The organism is Devosia honganensis (genome assembly GCF_042648785.1).
GTDB lineage: Bacteria > Pseudomonadota > Alphaproteobacteria > Rhizobiales > Devosiaceae > Devosia > Devosia honganensis.
The window spans coordinates 312,432-330,892 of sequence record NZ_JBHRYD010000007.1 but is presented as its reverse complement, the minus strand read 5'-3'; the positions used below and the strand labels follow the sequence as shown (position 1 = coordinate 330,892).

Here is an 18,461-nt window from a genome sequence, read left to right as displayed (position 1 = left end):
GGGTCAAGCCCGAGGGAAGCCCGGTGTGGGGGATAAATTGTGCCAGCAGTCCGAAATGAACACTTCCCCTTCACGGGGGAGGGGCGCTGATCGCCGCTGCCGTCAAAACCTTGAAAGCCCTGGGGAGCCCGCTCCTACCACTCGAAATCCGGGCCGTTCTCGCGCGCGCCCATCAGGAACACGTCCGCCATCAGCCGCAGCGGCGCGGCATCGACGTCGCTTTGGCGCGCATCGAGCAGGTCGGCGAAGCGGTCGTAGATGCCGGCATATTCGGCGTCGCCATGCTCCAGCACCACTTCGCCATTGTCGCGCAGGGTGCGTCCGCCATGTTCGAGCGCGATGTCGTCGCCCGTGCCGGTGACGATGCGGATGGTCCAGATCTCACCGCTCTCCTCCAGCCAGTTGAAGCCGGCCGACAGCTCCGGGCGATGCGGCTGGCCGGACTTGAACCCGATCTCGACGTCCACCGGCGTCTGCCGGTTGGCCGGGAAGGTCAGCTTCGCCTGCTCCACGAAGACCGGGAAGGGCATGATGCGGGTGAAGATGGAAAAGGCGTTGATGCCCGGATCGCAGACCCCGAAGCCGCCCGGCTCCCAGACCCAGTCCTGGCCGGGATGCCATTTGCGCACGCTTTCGCGCCAGTCGATGCGCACCGAACGCACCCCCTGTTCCTGCAACAGGACGCGCGTGCGCTCGACGGCGGCGTTGTACTGGCTGTGCCAGGTCTGGAACAGCACCCGGTCCAGCCGCGCCGCATGGGCGATCAGGTCGTCCAGCTCCGAGATCGTGGTGGTGGGGGGCTTTTCCATCATCACGTCCTTGCCCGCGTCCAGCGCCTCGCGCACCAGCGCATGGCGCACCCCCGGCGGGGTGCAGATGGACACCAGCTTCACCTCGGGCATGGCCGCATAAAGCTCCGCGGCCGTGCGGAACACCGGCAGGTCCCGATGCGCCACCCCCCGCGCGGACACGGTGGCCGCGACCTCGAAATCGTCCGATGCGTCGATCACCGGCAGGTGCTGGTCCTGCGCGATCTTGCCCACGCCGATCACCGCGATCTTCCGCTTGGCCATGCCGCATTCCCCCACTTTGTATCAGGCGCGGCTATAGAGCAGAGCCACGCCCGGTCTGCCAAGACCCGCGCGCCGGGAAAGTATGATTTTTGTTCCCTTTCGAGGAGAGGAGCGCCGATGCGCTCCCCCTACCGCACCAGAATCGCCCGGAAATCGTTGACATTGGTGCCGGTGGGGCCGGTGACCAGCAGGTCGCCGATGGCGGCGAAGGCGGTATAGGCGTCGTTGTCGGCCAGCGCCGCCTGCGGGTCGATCCCGGCCTCGCGCATCCGCTGCGCCGTGCCGCCGTCGACAAAGGCCCCGGCATTGTCTTCCGAGCCGTCGATGCCGTCGGTATCGGCGGCCAGTGCCGTCACCCCCCCCACCCCGTCGAGCGCAATGGCCAGCGAGAGCAGGAATTCGCCATTGCGCCCGCCCCTGCCCGCGCCGCGCAGCGTCACCGTGGTTTCCCCGCCCGAAAGCAGCAGCACGGGCTTGGCGAAGGGCCGGTCGCGCTGCACGATTTCGCGGGCCAGCGCCGCATGGACCAGCGCCACGTCGCGCGCCTCGCCCTCGATGGCGTCCGAGAGAATGGCGGCCTCGACGCCGTGCTCCCCGGCCAGGGCCGCCGCCGCCTCCAGCGACAGGGCGGCCGAGGCGATGGTGACGACGCTGTTGCGGGCAAAGACCGCATCGTCCGGATCGGGGGGCGGATTGTCCTCGCCGGCGAGCAGTGCGGCCGCCGCCGCGGGCAGGTCGAGCCGATAGAGCGCCGCCAGCCGCCGGGCGGCGGCGCGGCCGCCGGCCAGGGGCAGGGTGGGGCCGGACGCCACCAGCGCCGGGTCGTCCCCCGGCACGTCGGAGACGACGAGGGTGGCCACCCGCGCCGGCGCCGCCAGCGCCGCCAGCCGCCCCCCCTTTATCGTCGAAAACTGGTTGCGGATGAGGTTCATGGCCCCGATGGGGGCGCCCGAGGCGAGCAGCGCCCGGTTGACCGCCTGCTCGTCCTCCAGCGTCAGCCCGGGGGCCGGCGCCGGCAGCAGCGAGGAGCCGCCGCCCGAAATCAGCGCCACCACCAGATCGTCGGGGGTCAGCCCGGCGACCAGTTGCTGCAGCCGCGCCGCCGCCTGCTGCCCGGCCGCGTCGGGCACGGGATGGGCGGCCTCGACGATCTCGATGCGTTCGCAGGGCTCGGCATAGCCGTAGCGGGTCACCACCAGCCCCTCGACCGGCCCGGGCCAGGCCGTCTCGAACGCCCGCGCCATCTGCGCCGAGGCCTTGCCGGCGCCGATCACCAATGTGCGGCCGCGCGGCGGCTCGGGCAGGTGCCGCGCCACGGCCAGGGCCGGCTGCGCCCGGGCCACGGCATGGTGGAAAAGCGTTTCAAGCAGGGCGCGGTCATCCATGGCAGATCCTTGGGCTGATCCTGGCGAATGCGGCAAAAAACCCGGGAGAAATCCCGGTCCGGGCGGGAAAAGGCCGATCCTTGTCGCCAGACGAAGCGGATTTGTCCAGTCCTTCCGGCTTGTCAAACCGCCGACATAGAGGTCCACTAGCCAGTCTCCAGGAGTTTCGATGCTGCAAAGATTCGCTATCTATTACGCCCCGGACGTCACCGACACGCTCTGGGACCGGGCCTCGGTCTGGCTCGGGCGCGATGCCGCCGCCACCACTTTTTTCGAGGGCGCGGTCGCGGGCCTCGACCGGTCGCGCCTGCTCAACCTCACCCAGTCGGCGGCGCGCTACGGCTTTCACGCCACCATCAAGCCGCCCATGGCGCTGGCCGAGGGACGATCGGCCGAGGGGCTGGAAGCGGCGCTGGCCGAGGCGGCGCGGGAGATGGCGCCGGTGCCGCTGGGGCGGCTGCGTCTCGCCTTTATCGGCGATTTTCTCGCCCTGGTCCCGGCGGAGGACGATCCGGCCCTCGCGGGTTTCGCCGCCGGCGTGGTGGAGGCGTTCGAGCCGTTCCGGGCGCCGCTGGGGGAACGCGAGCGGGCCGAGCGCGCCGCCGCCGGGCTGACGCCGCGGCAGCAGGAACTGCTCGCCGCCTATGGCTATCCCTACGTGCTGGACGAATTCCGTTTCCACATGACCCTCACCGACCGGCTGGCGGAGGAGGACCGGGACGAGGTGCTCGCGGCGGCGCGCACCTGGTTCGGCCCGGTGCTCGAGCGCGACATGGTGCTGGACCGGCTGGTGCTGTTCCATGAGCCCAAGCGCGGCGCGCCGTTCCGCCGTCTTGCCGATTACGGGCTGGGCCGGCCATGAACGGGGGGTCCGTGGTCTTTCGCAATGCCCGCATCGTGCTGGCCGACGAGATCGTCGAGGGCAGCGTCGTCGTCGCCGATGGGCGGATCGCCGCCATCGATGCCGGGCCGGCGCGCAGCGGCGAGGACCTGGGGGGCGATTACCTCATCGCCGGGCTGATCGAGCTGCATACCGACCATCTGGAGAACCACTACCGGCCCCGCCCCGGCGTGTTCTGGGATCCGCTGGCGGCGCTGCACGCCCATGACGCCCAGATCGCCGGCTCGGGCATCACCACCGTGTTCGACGCGGTGCGCATCGGCTCCGATACCGACCTGCCCGACATGCTGGCCCATGCCCAGAAGCTGGTGGGGGCGGTGCGCGAGGGACGCGATGCGGGCTGGCTGCGGGCCGAGCATTTCATCCATCTGCGCTGCGAATTGCCCAGCCACGACGTCATCGCCCATTTCGAGGCGCTGGCCGACCACCCCGCGACCCGCCTCGCCTCGCTGATGGACCACACGCCGGGGCAGCGCCAGTTCCGCTCGATCGCCGATTACAAGCGCTTCTATGCCCGCCAGCTCGGGCACAGCGCCGCCGAGGGCGACGCCTATATCGCGGCGCGCCTTGCCGAGCACGAGCGCTATGCCGGGGCCAATCGCCGCGCCATCGTGGCGCGGGCGCACGAGCTGGGCCTGGCGCTGGCCAGCCATGACGACGCCACCCTTGCCCATGTCGAGGAAGCCGCGGCGGACCGCATCGCCATCGCCGAATTCCCCACCACGCTCGAGGCGGCCTCGGCGGCCCACGATGCGGGCCTCGCCATCTTGATGGGCGCGCCCAACGTGGTGCGCGGCAAGTCCCATTCGGGCAATATCTCGGCCACCGATCTCGTGGCGGCGGGGCTGCTCGACATCCTCAGCTCCGATTACGTGCCCTTCGCGCTGCTACAGGCCGCCTTCGTGCTGCCCGGGCGGGTCGAGGGGCTGACCCTGCCCCGGGCGCTGGCCACGGTGACCGGCAATCCGGCCCGCGCCGCCGGGCTCGACGACCGCGGCGAGATCGCGCCGGGCAAGCGCGCCGATCTGGTGCGCGTCGCCGCCGATGCGCCGCTGCCGGTGGTGCGCGGGGTCTGGCGCGAGGGGCGGCGGGTCAGTTGAGCACGCTTCCGACCGGGGTGCTGGTGCTGGTGGTCGGCCCCTCGGGGGTGGGCAAGGACACGCTGATCGAGGGCGCCCGCAAGGCGCTGGAAGGGGACGGGCGCTTCAGCTTCGTGCGCCGCCTCGTCACCCGGCCGGCCGATGCCGGCTTCGAGGACCATGTCAGCCTCGAGGCCGCCGAATTCGCCGCCGCCGCCGCTGCCGGCCGCTTCGCCCTGTCCTGGCGGGCGCATGGGCTCGACTACGCCCTGCCCATCGGGGTCGATACCGATCTGGCGTTGGGCCGGGTGGTGATCGCCAATATCTCCCGCCACGCGGTCGGGGCGGCGCTGGCCCGCTATCCCAGGTGCCGGATCGTCGAGATCTCGGCGGAAATCTCGCTGCGCGCCGAACGGCTGGCCCGGCGCGGGCGCGAGGATCGCGACCAGATCGCGGCCCGGCTGGCGCGCGAGGGCGCGATCCTGCCCGAGGGCGTCGCGCCGCTGGTCATCGACAATTCCAGCTCGGCCGCCGCCGGCATCGCCGCCTTCGCCATGGCCCTCCGGGCGATCGCGGGGGAGTGAACCCTTTGCGGCTTCGCGCGTTGGGGGGATTGTCCTTCAAAGCGTCAGGAGTTCGCATGTCCCGCAATGGTCTTTACGCCGTGATCGCCATCCTGGTCGTCGCGGTGGTGGTTTTCGGCATCTACACCTATCAGCAGCAGCAACAGCGCCCCGGCATCGAGGTGCGGGTGGACGAACAGGGGATTTCCATCGATGGAAACGGCTGAGGACCGCTCCCCTTCCCGCCACCGGGCCATCGTCACGGCGCTGGCGGCGGAAATCGAGCGGCAGGCGCGGGCCGGCGCCTCGCGCATCGACATCGAGGCCCTGGCGGGGGCGGCCGAGGCGGCCATCGAGGCCCGGCCGCCCGCCGCCGCGGGCCGGCATCCCTCCGAGCTCAACGCCACCAATGACGATTGATCGGGCCTGCCGCGCCGCCGGCGGGCCGTTTCAGGCCGCTTCGCCCGCGCCGTCCTGCACGGCGAGGGCCACCGCCGCATGGGCGGTCTCGACCGAGGGGAAATGCTGGCCATCGATGGAAAAGGCCGGGAGCTTGACGGCGACGAACCTGTAGCCGTCCGCATCCGGCACCACGACGCCCTGGGGCTCGCCGGCGACTTCGATGATTGTGGGCCTCAGCCGTTCGGCCCGGTTCAGACTGTTTTCCTGCATGGGAGGATTCTCCACTTGCGCGCCGGTCGGTGCGACGTCCGCTCCCTTGGGGGGCGGCCATCGGCCAGTTGACGCGGGGACTATCGGATTCTTGAGACGAAGCTGTGACGGGCGGTCACATTCGTTTCTGGCGACAGGTCCCTTGGCGTCGTTTGGCGCCAGTGGTGCAGGTTGCTACGGTCGCGCGCGCGGCATGGATGGTGAAGCTCGTCGATGCGGTCATCGTGATTCCTCTCCTTGCGGGCGTTGGACGGCAGCTAAGCCGGACCATTGCGGCACGGCAAAGGCAAGATAGGCGGGCCGGGGCGATTTTGCCAGTGCGCGGGGATGCAAAAAATCGGCGAAAAGGAGAAAACCCTCCTCGCCGCGGCACCGGCCGGGGCAAGATGATTCGGACAATGCGCCGGTCGGGACCGCCATTCGCCTTGCGCGTTCCGCTTCAATCTGTTGTTCTTTTCCGTCAGAGCAAGCGTCCCCGCCGGCGGTCGGCGGGTGGAGGAAATATTCGTGTCAGAGCAAGGAGCGCCGCCCGCACCGCGCGGCAAGCGGGGCGTCAAGCCATCTGGAAAACCCACCCTCAAGACCATCGCGCAGATGACGGGCCTGGCCGTCACCACCATTTCCCGCGCCCTCAACAATGCGCCCGAGCTGGCGCAGGAGACCCGTGACCGGGTGCAGAAGATCGCCGCCGAGATCGGCTATCTGCCCGACCGGGCGGCGCTGCGCCTCAAGACCGGCCGCACCAATGTCATCTCGCTCATCCTCGAGCCGGACGAGCAGATCTACGGCTTCGGCACCAGCCTCGTCACCGGCATCACCGAGGCGCTGCGCGACACCGCCTATCACCTGGTGATCACCCCGCTCTTTCGCAATGTGCAGCCCATCGAGCCCATCCGCCACATCGTGCGCAACCGCATGGCGGACGGGGTCATCTTCTCCAAGGCCGAAACCTTCGACGAGCGCATCCGCTTCCTGCTCGACCATGATTTCCCCTTTGTCAGCCACGGCCGCAGCCACTGGCCCGAGGCGCATCCCTTCGTCGATTTCGACAACGAGGCCTATGCCCACGGCGCCACGCTGCGGCTGGCCGCGCGCGGCTGCCGCCGGGTCTCCATCATCCTGCCCGACAGTGCCCTCACCTATACCGAGCATCTCAAATCGGGCATGGAGCGTGGCGCGCGCGAGGCCGGCATCGCCCATGAATTCGCCGCCGACGTCAATCTCGACAGCGCCACCGACGCCATCCGCAACTACGTCATCAAGCGCTCGCGGCGTCCCGACGGCCCGGACGGCTATGTCTGCGCCTCCGAGGTTTCGGCGCTGGCGGTGATCGGCGGGCTGACCGATGCCGGCCACGAGGTGGGCCGCACCGCCCATGTGGTCACCAAGCAGTCCACCTCGATGTTCATGCAGTTCCGTCCCCCCGCCGAAACCGTCGAGGAAGACTTCATCGCCGCCGGCCGCGACCTCGGCGCCCTGCTGCTGCGCCGCATCGCCGGAGAAACCGAAAACCTGCACGCCGTCGCCCGCCCCCGCTTCGACTGGAAGGATTGAGATTCGCCGGGTTGGTCCGTCGGGAGTTCCCAGCGCCGGTGCCCTTCCCAGCCCGTCCCCACTCCCCACCAGGGGGATTGTTTACAATGGGCTGCTGGCACAATTTATCCCCACACCGGGCTTCCCTCGGGCTTGACCCGAGGGCCTCTGTCCACGTGCAGGAAACCCGGGTTTCGGGGCGCCCAGGCCGGCCCTCGGGTCAAGCCCGAGGGCAGCAAAGTGCTTGTGTGGGCAACAAATATCGATCCAGGAAGGTCCAAAGTAAACCCTCCCCCAGAAGGGGGAGGGGAACGCATCGGCGCTCCTATACGCCATCCCCCGTCATTGCCGGGCTCGTCCCGGCAATCCCCCTTTCCCGAGGCAACGCATGGACCCCCGGGCCAAGTTTACCCTCGGGCGCGAACCTACCCCTCCAGTTCCTCGCGCAGCATTTCCAGCTCCAGCCATTCGTCCTCGGCTGCGGCCTTCCTCGCCTCGGCCGCTTCCAGCGCCGATGATTTTTCGGCGAACCCCGCGGGATCGCGCGCGTAAAGCCCGGGATCGGACAGCGCCTCGCCCAGCGCGGCGATCTCTGCGTCCAGCCGGTCGATCTCGCCGGGCAGGGTTTCGAGGGCGTGTTTTTCCTTGAAGCTGAGCTTGCGCCTGGCTTGCGGCGGGGGCGCGGCGGGCTTGCCCGCAGGGCGGGCGGCCCGGGGTTTTTCCGCCGGGCGGGCGGCCACTCCGGCGCCCCGTTGCGCCACCATGTCCGAATAGCCGCCGGCATATTCGGTCCAGCGGCCCGCCCCCTCCGCCATGATCACCGAGGTGGCGACGCGGTCGAGGAAATCGCGGTCGTGGCTGACCACCATGACCGTGCCGGGATAGTCCGACACCATCTCCTCGAGCAGGTCGAGCGTTTCGAGGTCGAGATCGTTGGTGGGCTCGTCCAGGACGAGGAAATTGGACGGCAGCGCCAGGGCCCGGGCCAGCGCCACCCGCGCCCGCTCGCCGCCCGACAGCCGGCCGATGGGAGTGTTGGCCTGTTCGGGGGTGAACAGGAAATCCTTCATATAGCCCACCACGTGCCGGGGCGCGCCGTTGATGGTCAGCGTGTCCCCGCCGCCGCCGGTCAGCGCATCGCGGAGCCGCGTCTCCGGCTCCAGCCGCGCCCGGCCCTGGTCGAGCATGGCCAGTTCCAGCGCCGCGCCGAGCCGCACCGTGCCGCTATCGGGCTCGAGCAGCCCGGTCAGCATCTTGATCAGCGTGGTCTTGCCCGCGCCATTGGGCCCGACGATCCCCACCCGGTCGCCGCGCAGCACGCGGGTGGAGAAATCCTCCACGATCACCCGCTCGCCGAAGCTCTTGGCGATGGCTTGCGCCTCCACCACCAGCGCGCCCGAAACCCGGCCCTCGCTCACCGCCAGCGTCACCGTGCCGGCGGCGCGGCGCTGCTCGCGCCGCTGCTGGCGCAGGCCGGCCAGTTTTTCCAGCCGGCCCACATTGCGCTTGCGGCGCGCCGTCACCCCGTAGCGCAGCCAGTGCTCCTCGCGCACGATCTGCCGGTCGAGCTTGTGGCGATCCTGCTCCTCCTGCTCCAGCACCTCGTCGCGCCAGGCCTCGAAGGCGGAAAAGCCCTGTTCGAGGCGCCGCGTCACGCCCCGGTCGAGCCAGACCGTGGCGCGCGACAGATCGGCAAGGAAACGCCGATCGTGGCTGATCAGCACCATGGCCGAGCGCATCTGGTTCAGTTCGGCCTGCAGCCATTCGATGGCCGGCAGGTCGAGATGGTTGGTGGGCTCGTCGAGTAGCAGCACGTCGGGCCGGGGCGCCAGCACCCGCGCCAGCGCGGCGCGGCGGGCCTCGCCGCCCGAGAGCGTCCCCGGCTCCTCCGTCCCGGCCAACCCCAGCGCCTCCAGCAGGTAGCGGGCGCGATAGGGGTCGTCGCCCGGCGCCAGCCCGGCCTCGACATAGGCGAGCGTGGTCGAAAATCCCGAAAGGTCGGGCTCCTGCGGCAGATAGCGGATGGTGGCGGCGGGCTCGACGAAGCGCGTGCCGCCATCGTGCCGAACCATGCCGGCGGCGATTTTAAGCAGGGTGGACTTGCCCGAGCCGTTCCGTCCCACCAGCGCGATGCGCTGGCCGGGCGACACGATCAGCTCAGCCCCCTCCAGCAGCGGCGTGCCGCCGAAGGTGAGATGAACGTCCTGAAGCGAAAGAAGCGGAGGCGCGGCCATGGACAACCCTGAAAACTGGCCCGGAGGGAATATCGGGCCGAACGATGCGAAGCGGCTTGCGGCGATCCCCGATGCGGCGAGGCGGGGCGCACGATCCGCTTCCTGCCGCTCCCCTTCCCCCAGGAGGGAGGGGCGCAAGCCGCCGCTTCCGTCAAAATGTGAACCGCTCTTAAGCATGGCCCGTCTGCCAGATCAATGCGCCGGGCCGGCGGGCGTCATGGATTTGCGGAGCGGCACGAAAAAGGCCGGACAGGACGTTGAGGATCCTGACCGGCCCGGGGAGACGGCAGCAGCAAGCCCCGTCATGTTCAGGCGTCGGACCCACAGGCCCCAAGGGGTCGCAGCGCCTGCGCCCTATCAATCACGACCAAACATGATTGTCAAACTCATATTTGAGGCAGAGGCGGTCGGATGCCGGTCAGGCCGCGTTCACCGCCTCCTCGACGCTCAGGCCCAGCCGCTCGCGGATGGAGCGCTTCCTGCTGGCGAGGTCGGCGATGGTGTGGCGGCTGAGCACCTCGAAGAAAGCGCCCAGGGCCTCGCGCAGTGCCCCGTTGAGGTCGCATTCCCCGATTAGTGGGCAGTCGGCGCCGTCCTCGAAGCATTCGGCCAGGGCAAAACTCTCTTCGGTGAGGCGGACGGTGTCGAGCAGGGTGATCTGTTCGGCCGGCTTGCCCAGGCGGACGCCGCCATGACGGCCGCGCACCGTTTCGAGCAGCCCGTTCTCCACCAGCGGCTTGATCAGCTTGAACAGGAACAGCTCGGAAATGCCGTAGGCCTTGGCGATCTCCCCGATCCGGCTCAGCTCGGACCCGTTGACGGCGCAATAGACCAGGGTGCGGATGGCGTAGTTGGATTGGCGGGTCAGTCTCACGAAGGAACCTTTCTATGACGGCGGACGGCGGCGGATCGGGGCGCCATCTCTCATAGCGCGGCTCGTAGCTTATAACCATTCTAAAAAATGTCAATTAATCTTGAAACGGCAAATCAGGTTTTTGGCGCGCTCGAAAGGGCCGGAAAACGCAAGGGAAACGTTTGCACTGGACAAAAGAATTCATTCCGCGTATGAATTTAAACGAGGAAGGACACTCGAAATGGGCAAGACGGTCACGCGCGTGATGCTCAACGAGCACGTCGCCGAGGCGACGGGGTCCTCCCGCCACGACGTTTCCCATATCGCCCAGCGGATGTTCGAATTGATCCGCGACACGCTGATGCAGGGTCAGTCGGTCAAGCTCACCGGTTTCGGCTCCTTGCAGGTGCGCGACCGGGCCGAGCGGGTCGGGCGCAATCCGCGCAATGGCGACCGGCACCGCATCGCGCCCCACCGCACCGTCATCCTGATCCCCAGCGGGCATTTGCGCCGCTCGCTCGAGAGGAAGCCCCTCCATCGCCCGGCCGGGGATCTGCCCGGGGATCTGCACCCGCATTAGCGCCGGCCGGCCGTCCCCATCTGGCGGCCGCGACGTGACTCCCGCGCGGCTCTATGCACCCGCCATTGCTAACGATGTGCTGACGCTCGCCGGCAGTTGCAGACGGACGCCGCGGGCGAGGCTTTCCACCTGCTCCACCGAGCTCGCCGAGGCGATGGGCGCGCTGACGCCCTCCTGCGCCACCAGCCAGGCCAGCGCCACTTCGGACTGCGTCGCGTCCAGTTCCGCCGCCGCCGCGTCGAGCGCCGCGAGGATTTTGAAGCCCTTTTCGGTGAGGTAGCGGCCAGCGCCGCCGCCGCGCTGCGACTGTCCCAGATCGGCCTCGCCGCGATATTTCCCGGTCAGGAAGCCGGAAGCCAGGCTGGAGTAAACAATTGATCCCACTTCGTTTTTCACGAGATAGGGCCGCAGTTCCTCGAATTCGGCGCGGTCGTAGAGATTGTAGCGCGGCTGGGTGACCTCGTAGCGCTGCAGCGACTTGACGATCGCGGTCTGCTGGGCCTCCTCCATCATCGGGACGCTGTAGTTGGAAGCGCCGATGGTGCGCACCTTGCCGGCCCGGATCAGCGTGTCATAGGCCGAAAGCGTCTCCTCGTGGCTGGCCTCGGCGTCCGGCCAGTGGCTGAAATAGAGATCGATGTAATCGGTCTGCAAGCGCCGCAGCGACGCCTCGACCGCCTCGCGGATCGCCTCGGCCTTCAGCCCGCCCGGCCGCCTGCCCGAATTGACCTTGGTGAAGATGTGGACATTCTCCCGATTACCTCGTGCTTTCAACCACTTGCCGATGATGGTCTCGCTCATGCCGGGCGGGTTTCCGGGCACCCAGTCGGGGTAGCCCTCCGCCGTGTCGATGGCCGTGAACCCCGCATCGACATAGGCGTCGAGGATGTCGAACCCCTTTTGTTCGTCGACCGTCCAGCCGAACACGTTGCCGCCCAGCACGAGCGGTTCGATTACCAGTTCACTGCGTCCGAGGGGGCGGCGGTTCATCGTGAATCTCCATTGACTATCAAGGGCCTGCCGGCCCGCTCCGGCAACGATTGCGCGCGGCCGGCGACAGGTCAAGCCTTGCACGGACACACCGAACGGTTCGGCGCCGAACCGTCCATTCCTGTGGATAGGCGCCCCGTCGCGGCGCCTTGTTGACCAAACGGTCAATGATTCTCGTTGCGCTCCCAGTCATTCTACGCTTTTGTGTCGCCAAGCCTCTTGGGAGATCATTGAGAAGGCGCCTAATTTCAGGAACGGGAGACTATTCATGCATTCTTCACTGACCCGCATCGCGGCACTTCTGGTTGCCTCGACGATGCTCGCCGGTGTTGCCCAGGCCGAGACGATCCGCTGGGCGCGTGCCTCGGACGCGCTGACGCTGGATCCGCACTCGCAGAACCAGGGCGTCACCCACACGATGTCGCACCATATCTACGAAACCCTGCTCGATCGCGACACCGACGGCAATCTGCAGCCGCGCCTGGCCACCGAGTGGTTCATCAAGGAAGATGATCCCACCGTCTGGGTGTTCAAGCTGCGCGAAGGCGTCAAGTTCCACAATGGCGAGGATTTTACCGCCGAGGACGTGGTGTTCTCCTTCGACCGCGCCCGCTCGGAAGGCTCCAACCTCAAGCAGTTGCACGCCGACGTGACCGAAATTCGCGCCATCGACGACCACACCGTGGAAGTGCAGATGGGCGGCCCCTCGCCGCTCTATCCGAACAACATCACCAACACCTTCATCATGGACAAGGGCTGGTCGGAGGAGCACGACCTGCAGGAAGTGCAGGACTTCGCCGCCGGCGAAAGCAATTACGCCGTGCTCAACACCAATGGCACCGGCCCCTATGTCCTCCAGTCGCGCGAAGTGGACGTGCGCACGGTGCTGACCGCCTTTGACGGCCACTGGGACGAGGCGCCCGCGGTCACCGAGGTCGTCTACCTGCCCATCGCCGACGCGGCCACCCGCATCGCGGCACTGCTCTCTGGCGACGTCGACATCGTGCAGGACGTGCCGGTCCAGGACATCGACCGCCTGCGCAATTCGCCGGGCTTCAAAGTCGAGACCGGCCCGGAAAACCGCTTCATCTATTTCGGCTACCGGTTCGGCGACGAGCCGCTCAAATCCTCCAACGTCACCGATTCCAACCCCTTCAACGACCCCCGGGTCCGCGAAGCCATGGAACTGGCGCTCGACCGCGACGCGATCCGGCAGGTGGTGATGCGGGGCAATTCCATCCCCACCGGCATTCCCAACCCGCCTTTCGTGAACGGCTGGACGCCCGAGCTCGACGCCTATCCGGCTCCGGATGTGGAAAAGGCCAAGGCGTTGATGGCGGAAGCGGGCTATGCCGACGGCTTCACCGTCACGCTCGACACGCCGAACAACCGCTATGTCAACGACGAGGCCATCTCCACCGCCTATGTCGGCATGCTGGGCCAGATCGGCATCAACGTGTCCCTGGCCTCGCGCCCGGTCGCCGAGCACAGCCCGGTGATCCTGGCCAACGAGTCCGACTTCTACCTGCTCGGCTGGGGCGTTCCGACCTTCGACAGCGCCTATGTGTTCAACGATCTGGTGCACACCAAGACCGAGACGCTCGGCACCTATAATGTCGGCCTCTACTCGAACCCCGAGCTGGACGCGAAGATCGTCTCGCTGGGCACCGAGACCGATTTGGACAAGCGCAATGCCACCATTGCCGAGATCTGGGAGGTGGTGAAGGCCGACCGCGTGTTGCTGCCGATCCACAACCAGGTCCTGTCCTACGCGATGCGTGACGGCGTGACGCTGCCCGTGCATCCGGAAGACCAGCCGCGCATGACGACGGTGAGCTTCGACTGATCGGGTCAGCGAACCCAGCGACCCCTGACCGCCGCGCGGAGCGAGTTTACCCTCGCCCTCGCGGCGGTTGCTAATTCGGAGGACGCCGCATGCTGGCCTTCATCGCTCGACGACTGGCCCAGTCGGTCGTCGTCATGCTCGTCGTGGCGTTCATCGCCTTCATGGTGTTCCGCTATGTCGGCGATCCGGTCAGCTCCATGCTGGGCCAGGATTCCACCATGGCGGACCACGAGGCGCTGCGCGAGCGCCTGGGGCTCAACGAGCCGTTCTACGTGCAATTCTACCAGTTCGTGGTCAACGCCGTGCAAGGGCAGTTCGGCATCTCCTACCGGCTGCAGCAGCCGGTGAGCCAGCTGATCATGGAGCGCCTGCCGGCCACCATCGAGCTGGCGCTGGCCTCGGCCATCATCGCCGTGGTCTTCGGCGTGGTGCTGGGCATCTATACCGCCCTGAGACCGCACGCTTTTTCTTCCGGCGTCATCATGACCGCCTCGCTGATCGGCGTGTCGCTGCCGACCTTCCTCATCGGCATCGGGCTCATCTACGTCTTCGCCGTCGAGCTGAAAGTGCTGCCCTCATTCGGGCGCGGCCAGGTGCTCGACCTGGGCTGGTGGCGGACGGGCCTGATGACCGAATCGGGCCTGCGCTCGCTCATCCTACCCGCCATCACGCTCTGCCTGTTCCAGCTCACCCTGATCATGCGGCTGGTGCGGGCGGAAATGCTCGAAGTGCTGCGCACCGACTATATCCGCTTCGCCAGGGCGCGAGGCCTGTCGCAGCGGGCGGTCAATTTCGGCCATGCGCTGAGGAACACACTGGTGCCGGTGATCACCATCACCGGACTGCAGCTCGGGTCGGTGATCGCCTTCGCCATCATCACCGAAACGGTGTTCCAGTGGCCCGGAGTGGGCTCGCTCTTCGTCAATTCCGTCGCCGTCGTCGACGTGCCGGTGATGGCCGCCTATCTCGTCTTCGTGGCGCTGGTTTTCGTGGTCATCAACCTCATCGTCGATATCCTCTATTTCATCGTCGATCCGCGCCTGCGCGACGACGTCAAGTCCGGGAGGTAGCATCGCATGACCGATCTGCCCCATTCCCCCGAACAACCCGTGGTGGCGGCGAAGACCTCGCGATGGAGGACCTTCATCACCTCCGACATCGTCTGGTCCTACCGTCATTCCCCGGTCACCATCGTTGCGTCCATCGTGGCGACCCTGCTGATCCTGATGGCGGTGCTGGCGCCCTGGATCGCACCTTACAATCCGTTCAATCCGGCGACGCTCAACCTGATGGACGGCTTCACGCCGCCCAATTCCTCGTCCTTCTCGGGCAGATATTTCGTCTTCGGCACCGACAATCAGGGCCGCGACGTGCTCTCCACCATCATGTACGGCTCGCGGATTTCCCTGTTCGTGGGCTTTTCCGCCACCCTGTTCGCCATGATCATGGGCGTGGGGCTGGGCCTGGTCGCCGGCTATGCGGGGGGCGTGTGGGATGCCGTCATCATGCGCATCGCCGACGTGCAGCTCTCCTTCCCCGCCATCCTCATCGCCCTGCTGATCTTCGGCATCGCGCGCGGGCTCATACCGCCCAGCCAGCAAGAGGGCGCCGCGGTCTGGGTGCTGATCCTGGCGATCGGGCTGGCCAACTGGGCGCAGTTCGCGCGCACGGTGCGCGGCGCCACCATGGTGGAACGGCAGAAGGACTATGTGGCGGCGGCGCGCATTCTGGGCGTCAATCCGTTCATCATACTGGTGCGCCACGTCCTGCCCAATGTCACCGGACCGGTTCTGGTCATCGGCACGATCGGGCTGGCACTCGCCATCATCGAGGAGGCGACGCTCTCCTATCTCGGTGTCGGGGTGCCCCCGACCCAGCCGTCGCTGGGAACGCTGATCCGCATCGGCCAGCAATTCCTCTTCTCCGGAGAATGGTGGATCCTGCTCTTTCCCGCCATCACGCTGGTGCTGCTGGCGCTTTCGGTCAACCTCCTGGGCGACTGGCTGCGCGACGCCCTCAACCCGAAGTTGCGCTGATGTCCGAACCCGTGCTTTCCATCCGCGATCTCGTCGTTGAATTTCCGTTTCGCGAAGACGTGTTCCGCGCCGTCGATGGCGTTTCCTTCGACATCATGCCCGGCGAAGTCGTCGGCGTGGTGGGCGAGAGCGGCGCCGGGAAGTCGATGACCGGATCGGCGGTGATCGGCCTGATCGACCGGCCGGGGCGCATCGCCGGCGGCGAAATCCGCCTGCAGGGCGAACGCATCGACAATCTGCCCGAGGCCGCCAGGGCGAGGTTGCGGGGCAAGCGCATCGGCATGGTGTTCCAGGACCCGCTGACCAGCCTCAACCCGCTGTTCACCATCGGGGCGCAACTGGTGGAGACCATCCGTGCCCATCTGCCCCTGAGCGAAGCCGAGGCCCGGCGGAAGGCCATCGACCTTCTGGCGGAAGCGGGTATTCCCAAGGCGGCGGAGCGCATCGACAGCTATCCGCATCAGTTTTCCGGCGGCATGCGCCAGCGCGTGGTCATCGCCCTGGCCATCGCGGCGGAGCCCGAACTGATCATCGCCGACGAGCCGACCTCGGCGCTCGACGTGTCGGTGCAGGCGCAGATCATCAAGGTGCTGAAAAAGCTGTGTTCCAGCCGCGGCGCGGCGGTGATGCTGATCACCCACGACATGGGGGTCATCGCCCAGACGGCGGACCGCATGGTGGTGATGCACCGGGGCAAGGTGGTGGAAACCGGAACCGTGGGCGACATCATCCGCCGTCCGCGCGAGCCCTATACGATCAAGCTGATCAATTCGATTCCCACCATCAAGCGGCAGGACGGCGCGGTGGCCCCGGCAATGGCCGCCAATGACGACGGCGCCTATGTGCAGGTCAAGAATCTCGTCCGTGACTTCGAGATCGGCGGCGGCGGCCTGATCCGCCGGTTGCGCGGCGGCACGGAGATCTTCCGGGCCGTCGATGAAGTCAGCTTCTCCATCGAGAAAGGCAAGACCTTCGGCCTCGTGGGCGAATCGGGCTCGGGCAAATCCACCTGCGCCAAGATGATCGTGGGCCTCGTCCGCCCGACTTCCGGGCGGATCCTGGTCGACAATCACGACATCTGGGCGGGCGGCGCCGGGCATCGGGAACGGCGCAAGCGGGTGCAGATGATCTTCCAGGATCCTTATGCCAGCCTCAATCCACGCTGGCGCGTGGCGGACATCGTCGCCGAGCCGATGCGGACCCTGGGCATCGCGCGCAACCGCACCGAGGTGGAGCATCGCGTGGCAGAACTGCTGACCAAGGTTCGGCTCGATCCCTCGGCCATGCGCAAGTTCCCGCATGAATTCTCCGGCGGGCAGCGCCAGCGCATCGCCATCGCTCGGGCGCTCTCGAGCCAGCCCGAATTCATCGTCTGCGACGAGCCGACCTCGGCGCTCGACGTGTCGGTGCAGGCGCAGGTGCTCGACCTGATGAAGGCGTTGCAGGACGAATTCGGCCTCACCTATCTGCTCATCAGCCACAATCTGGCGGTGGTGCGGCAGATGTCGAGCGCGGTGGGCGTATTGCACAATGGCGTGCTGGTGGAACAGGGAGAAACCGACGCCATCTTCGACAACCCGCAGGCCGACTATACGAGGATGCTGCTCGACGCGGTGCCCGACATTTCCAAGGTGGCCTGAGGACAGGGGCCTCCCCTGCCCCCTCAGGCAGCCGCTAGACCTCGACCCGCCTGCCCTCCCGGCCCGAGCGGATCAGGGCGTCGATCAGGCGATGCACGGCGAGCGCCGTCCGGCCGGTGGAAAGCGGCTGGCGTCCATTCTGCACCGCGTCGGCGAAGTCGGCGATCTGGGCCATGTGCCAGTCGAAGGGGAAGGCCATCGGATCGGCGCCGCCGCCGCCCTTGCTGGCTTCGCCGACCGTCTCGCGGCGCCCATCGACCCAGTCGAGGGTGAGGTTTCCGCCGGTCAGCGTGGCGGTGGCCTTGTCGAAATTGAAGGTCAGGCTTTCGGCCCCACCCGGATAATTGGCGGTGGTGGCCATCAGCGCGCCCACCGCGCCATTGGCGAATTCCAGCCCGCCGGCGACGAAATCCTCGGTCTCCATCCGATGCAGGCCCGTCGTGGCCGCAAGGGCGGTCACCGCGCTGACGGGGCCCGCTAGACTCAGCATCAGGTCCAGCGAATGGATGGCCTGGGTGATCAGCACCCCGCCGCCATCCTGCGCGAAACTGCCCCGGCCCGGCTGGTCATAATAACCCTCCTGCGGCCGCCACCAGGGAACCACGAGATGAACAGCATGAAGCGCGCCCAGTTCATCCCCGGCCACTTTCGCGGCCAGCGCCTTCGAAGCGGCGCGGAAGCGATGCTGGAACATGATGCCCAGCGTCACGCCTTCCTTCTCGCAATTGGCGATGATCCTCTCGGCCGCCTCGGTGGTGCGTTCCACCGGCTTTTCCATCAACACATGCTTGCCGGCCCCGGCGGCCGCTGCGGCAATGCTTTCGCGCGCATTGGGCGGGGTCAGCACCAGTATGGCGTCGATTTCCGGGTCGGCCAGCAGCGCCTCGTAGTCCGGTGCGGCGGGAAAATCATACTCGGCACAAAATGCCTCCAGTTCCGGCCTGTTGCGCCGCCATACGCCACGCACACTGACGCGGTCGCGCAGGGCATTCAGCGCCAGGGCGTGCGGCTTGGCCGCCATGCCCGCACCCACCACGCCCAGACCGAGCTTTTTTCGTTCACCCCGCATTCAGCCG

General features: G+C 67.5%; 18 protein-coding genes. 11 read left to right on the top strand and 7 right to left on the bottom strand.

The features are described from left to right. Positions 1-134: 134 nt before the first annotated feature. Positions 135-1,073, bottom strand: a complete 939-nt coding sequence (locus ACFOOL_RS10480) for a Gfo/Idh/MocA family protein (RefSeq protein WP_380096922.1) — start codon at positions 1,071-1,073, stop codon at positions 135-137. A 128-nt stretch (positions 1,074-1,201) separates the two neighbouring features. Continuing rightward, the gene (locus ACFOOL_RS10475; RefSeq protein ID WP_380096921.1) at positions 1,202-2,458 is read right to left on the bottom strand and encodes a glycerate kinase type-2 family protein; all 1,257 of its coding nucleotides are present in this window, start codon (positions 2,456-2,458) and stop codon (positions 1,202-1,204) included. A gap of 169 nt (positions 2,459-2,627) precedes the next feature. Here ACFOOL_RS10475 and ACFOOL_RS10470 point away from each other — a divergent pair, with 169 nt between their 5' ends. Genes ACFOOL_RS10470 through ACFOOL_RS10450 form a run of 5 tightly spaced genes read left to right on the top strand, consistent with a single transcriptional unit; the run spans position 2,628 to position 5,421 of the window. After that, on the top strand, positions 2,628-3,320 hold the full coding sequence (locus ACFOOL_RS10470) for a DUF1045 domain-containing protein (protein ID WP_380096919.1): 693 nt from the start codon (positions 2,628-2,630) through the stop codon (positions 3,318-3,320). Beyond that, positions 3,317-4,459, top strand: coding sequence for an alpha-D-ribose 1-methylphosphonate 5-triphosphate diphosphatase (locus tag ACFOOL_RS10465; protein WP_380096918.1), 1,143 nt, complete (start codon positions 3,317-3,319; stop codon positions 4,457-4,459). The genes ACFOOL_RS10470 and ACFOOL_RS10465 overlap by 4 nt, the downstream gene beginning before the upstream one ends. After that, complete coding sequence (phnN, locus tag ACFOOL_RS10460; RefSeq protein WP_380096917.1) at positions 4,456-5,022, top strand: phosphonate metabolism protein/1,5-bisphosphokinase (PRPP-forming) PhnN; 567 nt, start codon at positions 4,456-4,458, stop codon at positions 5,020-5,022. Before ACFOOL_RS10465 ends, phnN begins: the two co-directional genes overlap by 4 nt. 56 nt (positions 5,023-5,078) lie before the next feature. Next, positions 5,079-5,228 (top strand): hypothetical protein, encoded by a 150-nt coding sequence (locus tag ACFOOL_RS10455; RefSeq protein ID WP_380096916.1) that lies wholly within the window; start codon positions 5,079-5,081, stop codon positions 5,226-5,228. Further along, entirely contained in the window at positions 5,215-5,421 is a 207-nt protein-coding gene (locus ACFOOL_RS10450) for a hypothetical protein (protein ID WP_380096915.1), read from the top strand. The genes ACFOOL_RS10455 and ACFOOL_RS10450 overlap by 14 nt, the downstream gene beginning before the upstream one ends. A gap of 30 nt (positions 5,422-5,451) precedes the next feature. Here ACFOOL_RS10450 and ACFOOL_RS10445 read toward each other — a convergent pair whose 3' ends face one another. After that, complete coding sequence (locus ACFOOL_RS10445; RefSeq protein ID WP_380096913.1) at positions 5,452-5,673, bottom strand: hypothetical protein; 222 nt, start codon at positions 5,671-5,673, stop codon at positions 5,452-5,454. A 507-nt stretch (positions 5,674-6,180) separates the two neighbouring features. Here ACFOOL_RS10445 and ACFOOL_RS10440 point away from each other — a divergent pair. Further along, positions 6,181-7,227, top strand: a complete 1,047-nt coding sequence (locus ACFOOL_RS10440; protein ID WP_380096911.1) for a LacI family transcriptional regulator — start codon at positions 6,181-6,183, stop codon at positions 7,225-7,227. Positions 7,228-7,631: 404 nt separating this feature from the next. On the opposite strand, the gene ACFOOL_RS10435 is transcribed toward ACFOOL_RS10440, so the two are convergent. After that, the gene (locus ACFOOL_RS10435) at positions 7,632-9,440 is read right to left on the bottom strand and encodes an ABC-F family ATP-binding cassette domain-containing protein (protein ID WP_380096910.1); all 1,809 of its coding nucleotides are present in this window, start codon (positions 9,438-9,440) and stop codon (positions 7,632-7,634) included. Positions 9,441-9,858: 418 nt separating this feature from the next. Next, positions 9,859-10,314 (bottom strand): iron-responsive transcriptional regulator RirA, encoded by a 456-nt coding sequence (gene rirA, locus ACFOOL_RS10430; RefSeq protein WP_380096909.1) that lies wholly within the window; start codon positions 10,312-10,314, stop codon positions 9,859-9,861. Positions 10,315-10,534: 220 nt separating this feature from the next. Between rirA and ACFOOL_RS10425 the strand changes: the two genes are divergently transcribed. Beyond that, positions 10,535-10,873: an HU family DNA-binding protein gene (locus tag ACFOOL_RS10425; protein WP_380096908.1), complete on the top strand. Its 339-nt coding sequence runs from the start codon at positions 10,535-10,537 to the stop codon at positions 10,871-10,873. A 51-nt stretch (positions 10,874-10,924) separates the two neighbouring features. On the opposite strand, the gene ACFOOL_RS10420 is transcribed toward ACFOOL_RS10425, so the two are convergent. Further along, on the bottom strand, positions 10,925-11,863 hold the full coding sequence (locus ACFOOL_RS10420; protein WP_380096907.1) for an aldo/keto reductase: 939 nt from the start codon (positions 11,861-11,863) through the stop codon (positions 10,925-10,927). 268 nt (positions 11,864-12,131) lie between these two features. Between ACFOOL_RS10420 and ACFOOL_RS10415 the strand changes: the two genes are divergently transcribed. The 4 genes from ACFOOL_RS10415 (at position 12,132) to ACFOOL_RS10400 (ending at position 17,385) form a co-directional block, all read left to right on the top strand. Next, the gene (locus tag ACFOOL_RS10415; protein ID WP_380096906.1) at positions 12,132-13,709 is read left to right on the top strand and encodes an ABC transporter substrate-binding protein; all 1,578 of its coding nucleotides are present in this window, start codon (positions 12,132-12,134) and stop codon (positions 13,707-13,709) included. An 89-nt stretch (positions 13,710-13,798) separates the two neighbouring features. Continuing rightward, the gene (locus tag ACFOOL_RS10410) at positions 13,799-14,779 is read left to right on the top strand and encodes an ABC transporter permease (RefSeq protein WP_380096905.1); all 981 of its coding nucleotides are present in this window, start codon (positions 13,799-13,801) and stop codon (positions 14,777-14,779) included. Positions 14,780-14,785: 6 nt separating this feature from the next. Further along, positions 14,786-15,745 carry an ABC transporter permease gene (locus tag ACFOOL_RS10405; protein ID WP_380096903.1) on the top strand — a complete coding sequence of 320 codons (960 nt, stop codon included), beginning with the start codon at positions 14,786-14,788 and terminating at the stop codon, positions 15,743-15,745. Next, positions 15,745-17,385 (top strand): ABC transporter ATP-binding protein, encoded by a 1,641-nt coding sequence (locus ACFOOL_RS10400; protein ID WP_380096902.1) that lies wholly within the window; start codon positions 15,745-15,747, stop codon positions 17,383-17,385. Before ACFOOL_RS10405 ends, ACFOOL_RS10400 begins: the two co-directional genes overlap by 1 nt. Before the next feature lie 34 nt (positions 17,386-17,419). Here the strand turns inward: ACFOOL_RS10400 and ACFOOL_RS10395 are convergent, their stop codons facing one another. After that, entirely contained in the window at positions 17,420-18,454 is a 1,035-nt protein-coding gene (locus tag ACFOOL_RS10395; RefSeq protein WP_380096901.1) for a Gfo/Idh/MocA family protein, read from the bottom strand. Positions 18,455-18,461: the final 7 nt, after the last annotated feature.

Coding starts and splice junctions, on each gene's coding strand:
- ACFOOL_RS10480 (WP_380096922.1), bottom strand. CDS start 1,073: ATGGCCAAGCGGAAGATCGCGGTGATCGGCGTGGGCAAGATCGCGCAG.
- ACFOOL_RS10475 (WP_380096921.1), bottom strand. CDS start 2,458: ATGGATGACCGCGCCCTGCTTGAAACGCTTTTCCACCATGCCGTGGCC.
- ACFOOL_RS10470 (WP_380096919.1), top strand. CDS start 2,628: ATGCTGCAAAGATTCGCTATCTATTACGCCCCGGACGTCACCGACACG.
- ACFOOL_RS10465 (WP_380096918.1), top strand. CDS start 3,317: ATGAACGGGGGGTCCGTGGTCTTTCGCAATGCCCGCATCGTGCTGGCC.
- ACFOOL_RS10455 (WP_380096916.1), top strand. CDS start 5,079: ATGTCCCGCAATGGTCTTTACGCCGTGATCGCCATCCTGGTCGTCGCG.
- ACFOOL_RS10450 (WP_380096915.1), top strand. CDS start 5,215: ATGGAAACGGCTGAGGACCGCTCCCCTTCCCGCCACCGGGCCATCGTC.
- ACFOOL_RS10445 (WP_380096913.1), bottom strand. CDS start 5,673: ATGCAGGAAAACAGTCTGAACCGGGCCGAACGGCTGAGGCCCACAATC.
- ACFOOL_RS10435 (WP_380096910.1), bottom strand. CDS start 9,440: ATGGCCGCGCCTCCGCTTCTTTCGCTTCAGGACGTTCATCTCACCTTC.
- ACFOOL_RS10425 (WP_380096908.1), top strand. CDS start 10,535: ATGGGCAAGACGGTCACGCGCGTGATGCTCAACGAGCACGTCGCCGAG.
- ACFOOL_RS10420 (WP_380096907.1), bottom strand. CDS start 11,863: ATGAACCGCCGCCCCCTCGGACGCAGTGAACTGGTAATCGAACCGCTC.
- ACFOOL_RS10415 (WP_380096906.1), top strand. CDS start 12,132: ATGCATTCTTCACTGACCCGCATCGCGGCACTTCTGGTTGCCTCGACG.
- ACFOOL_RS10410 (WP_380096905.1), top strand. CDS start 13,799: ATGCTGGCCTTCATCGCTCGACGACTGGCCCAGTCGGTCGTCGTCATG.
- ACFOOL_RS10405 (WP_380096903.1), top strand. CDS start 14,786: ATGACCGATCTGCCCCATTCCCCCGAACAACCCGTGGTGGCGGCGAAG.
- ACFOOL_RS10400 (WP_380096902.1), top strand. CDS start 15,745: ATGTCCGAACCCGTGCTTTCCATCCGCGATCTCGTCGTTGAATTTCCG.
- ACFOOL_RS10395 (WP_380096901.1), bottom strand. CDS start 18,454: ATGCGGGGTGAACGAAAAAAGCTCGGTCTGGGCGTGGTGGGTGCGGGC.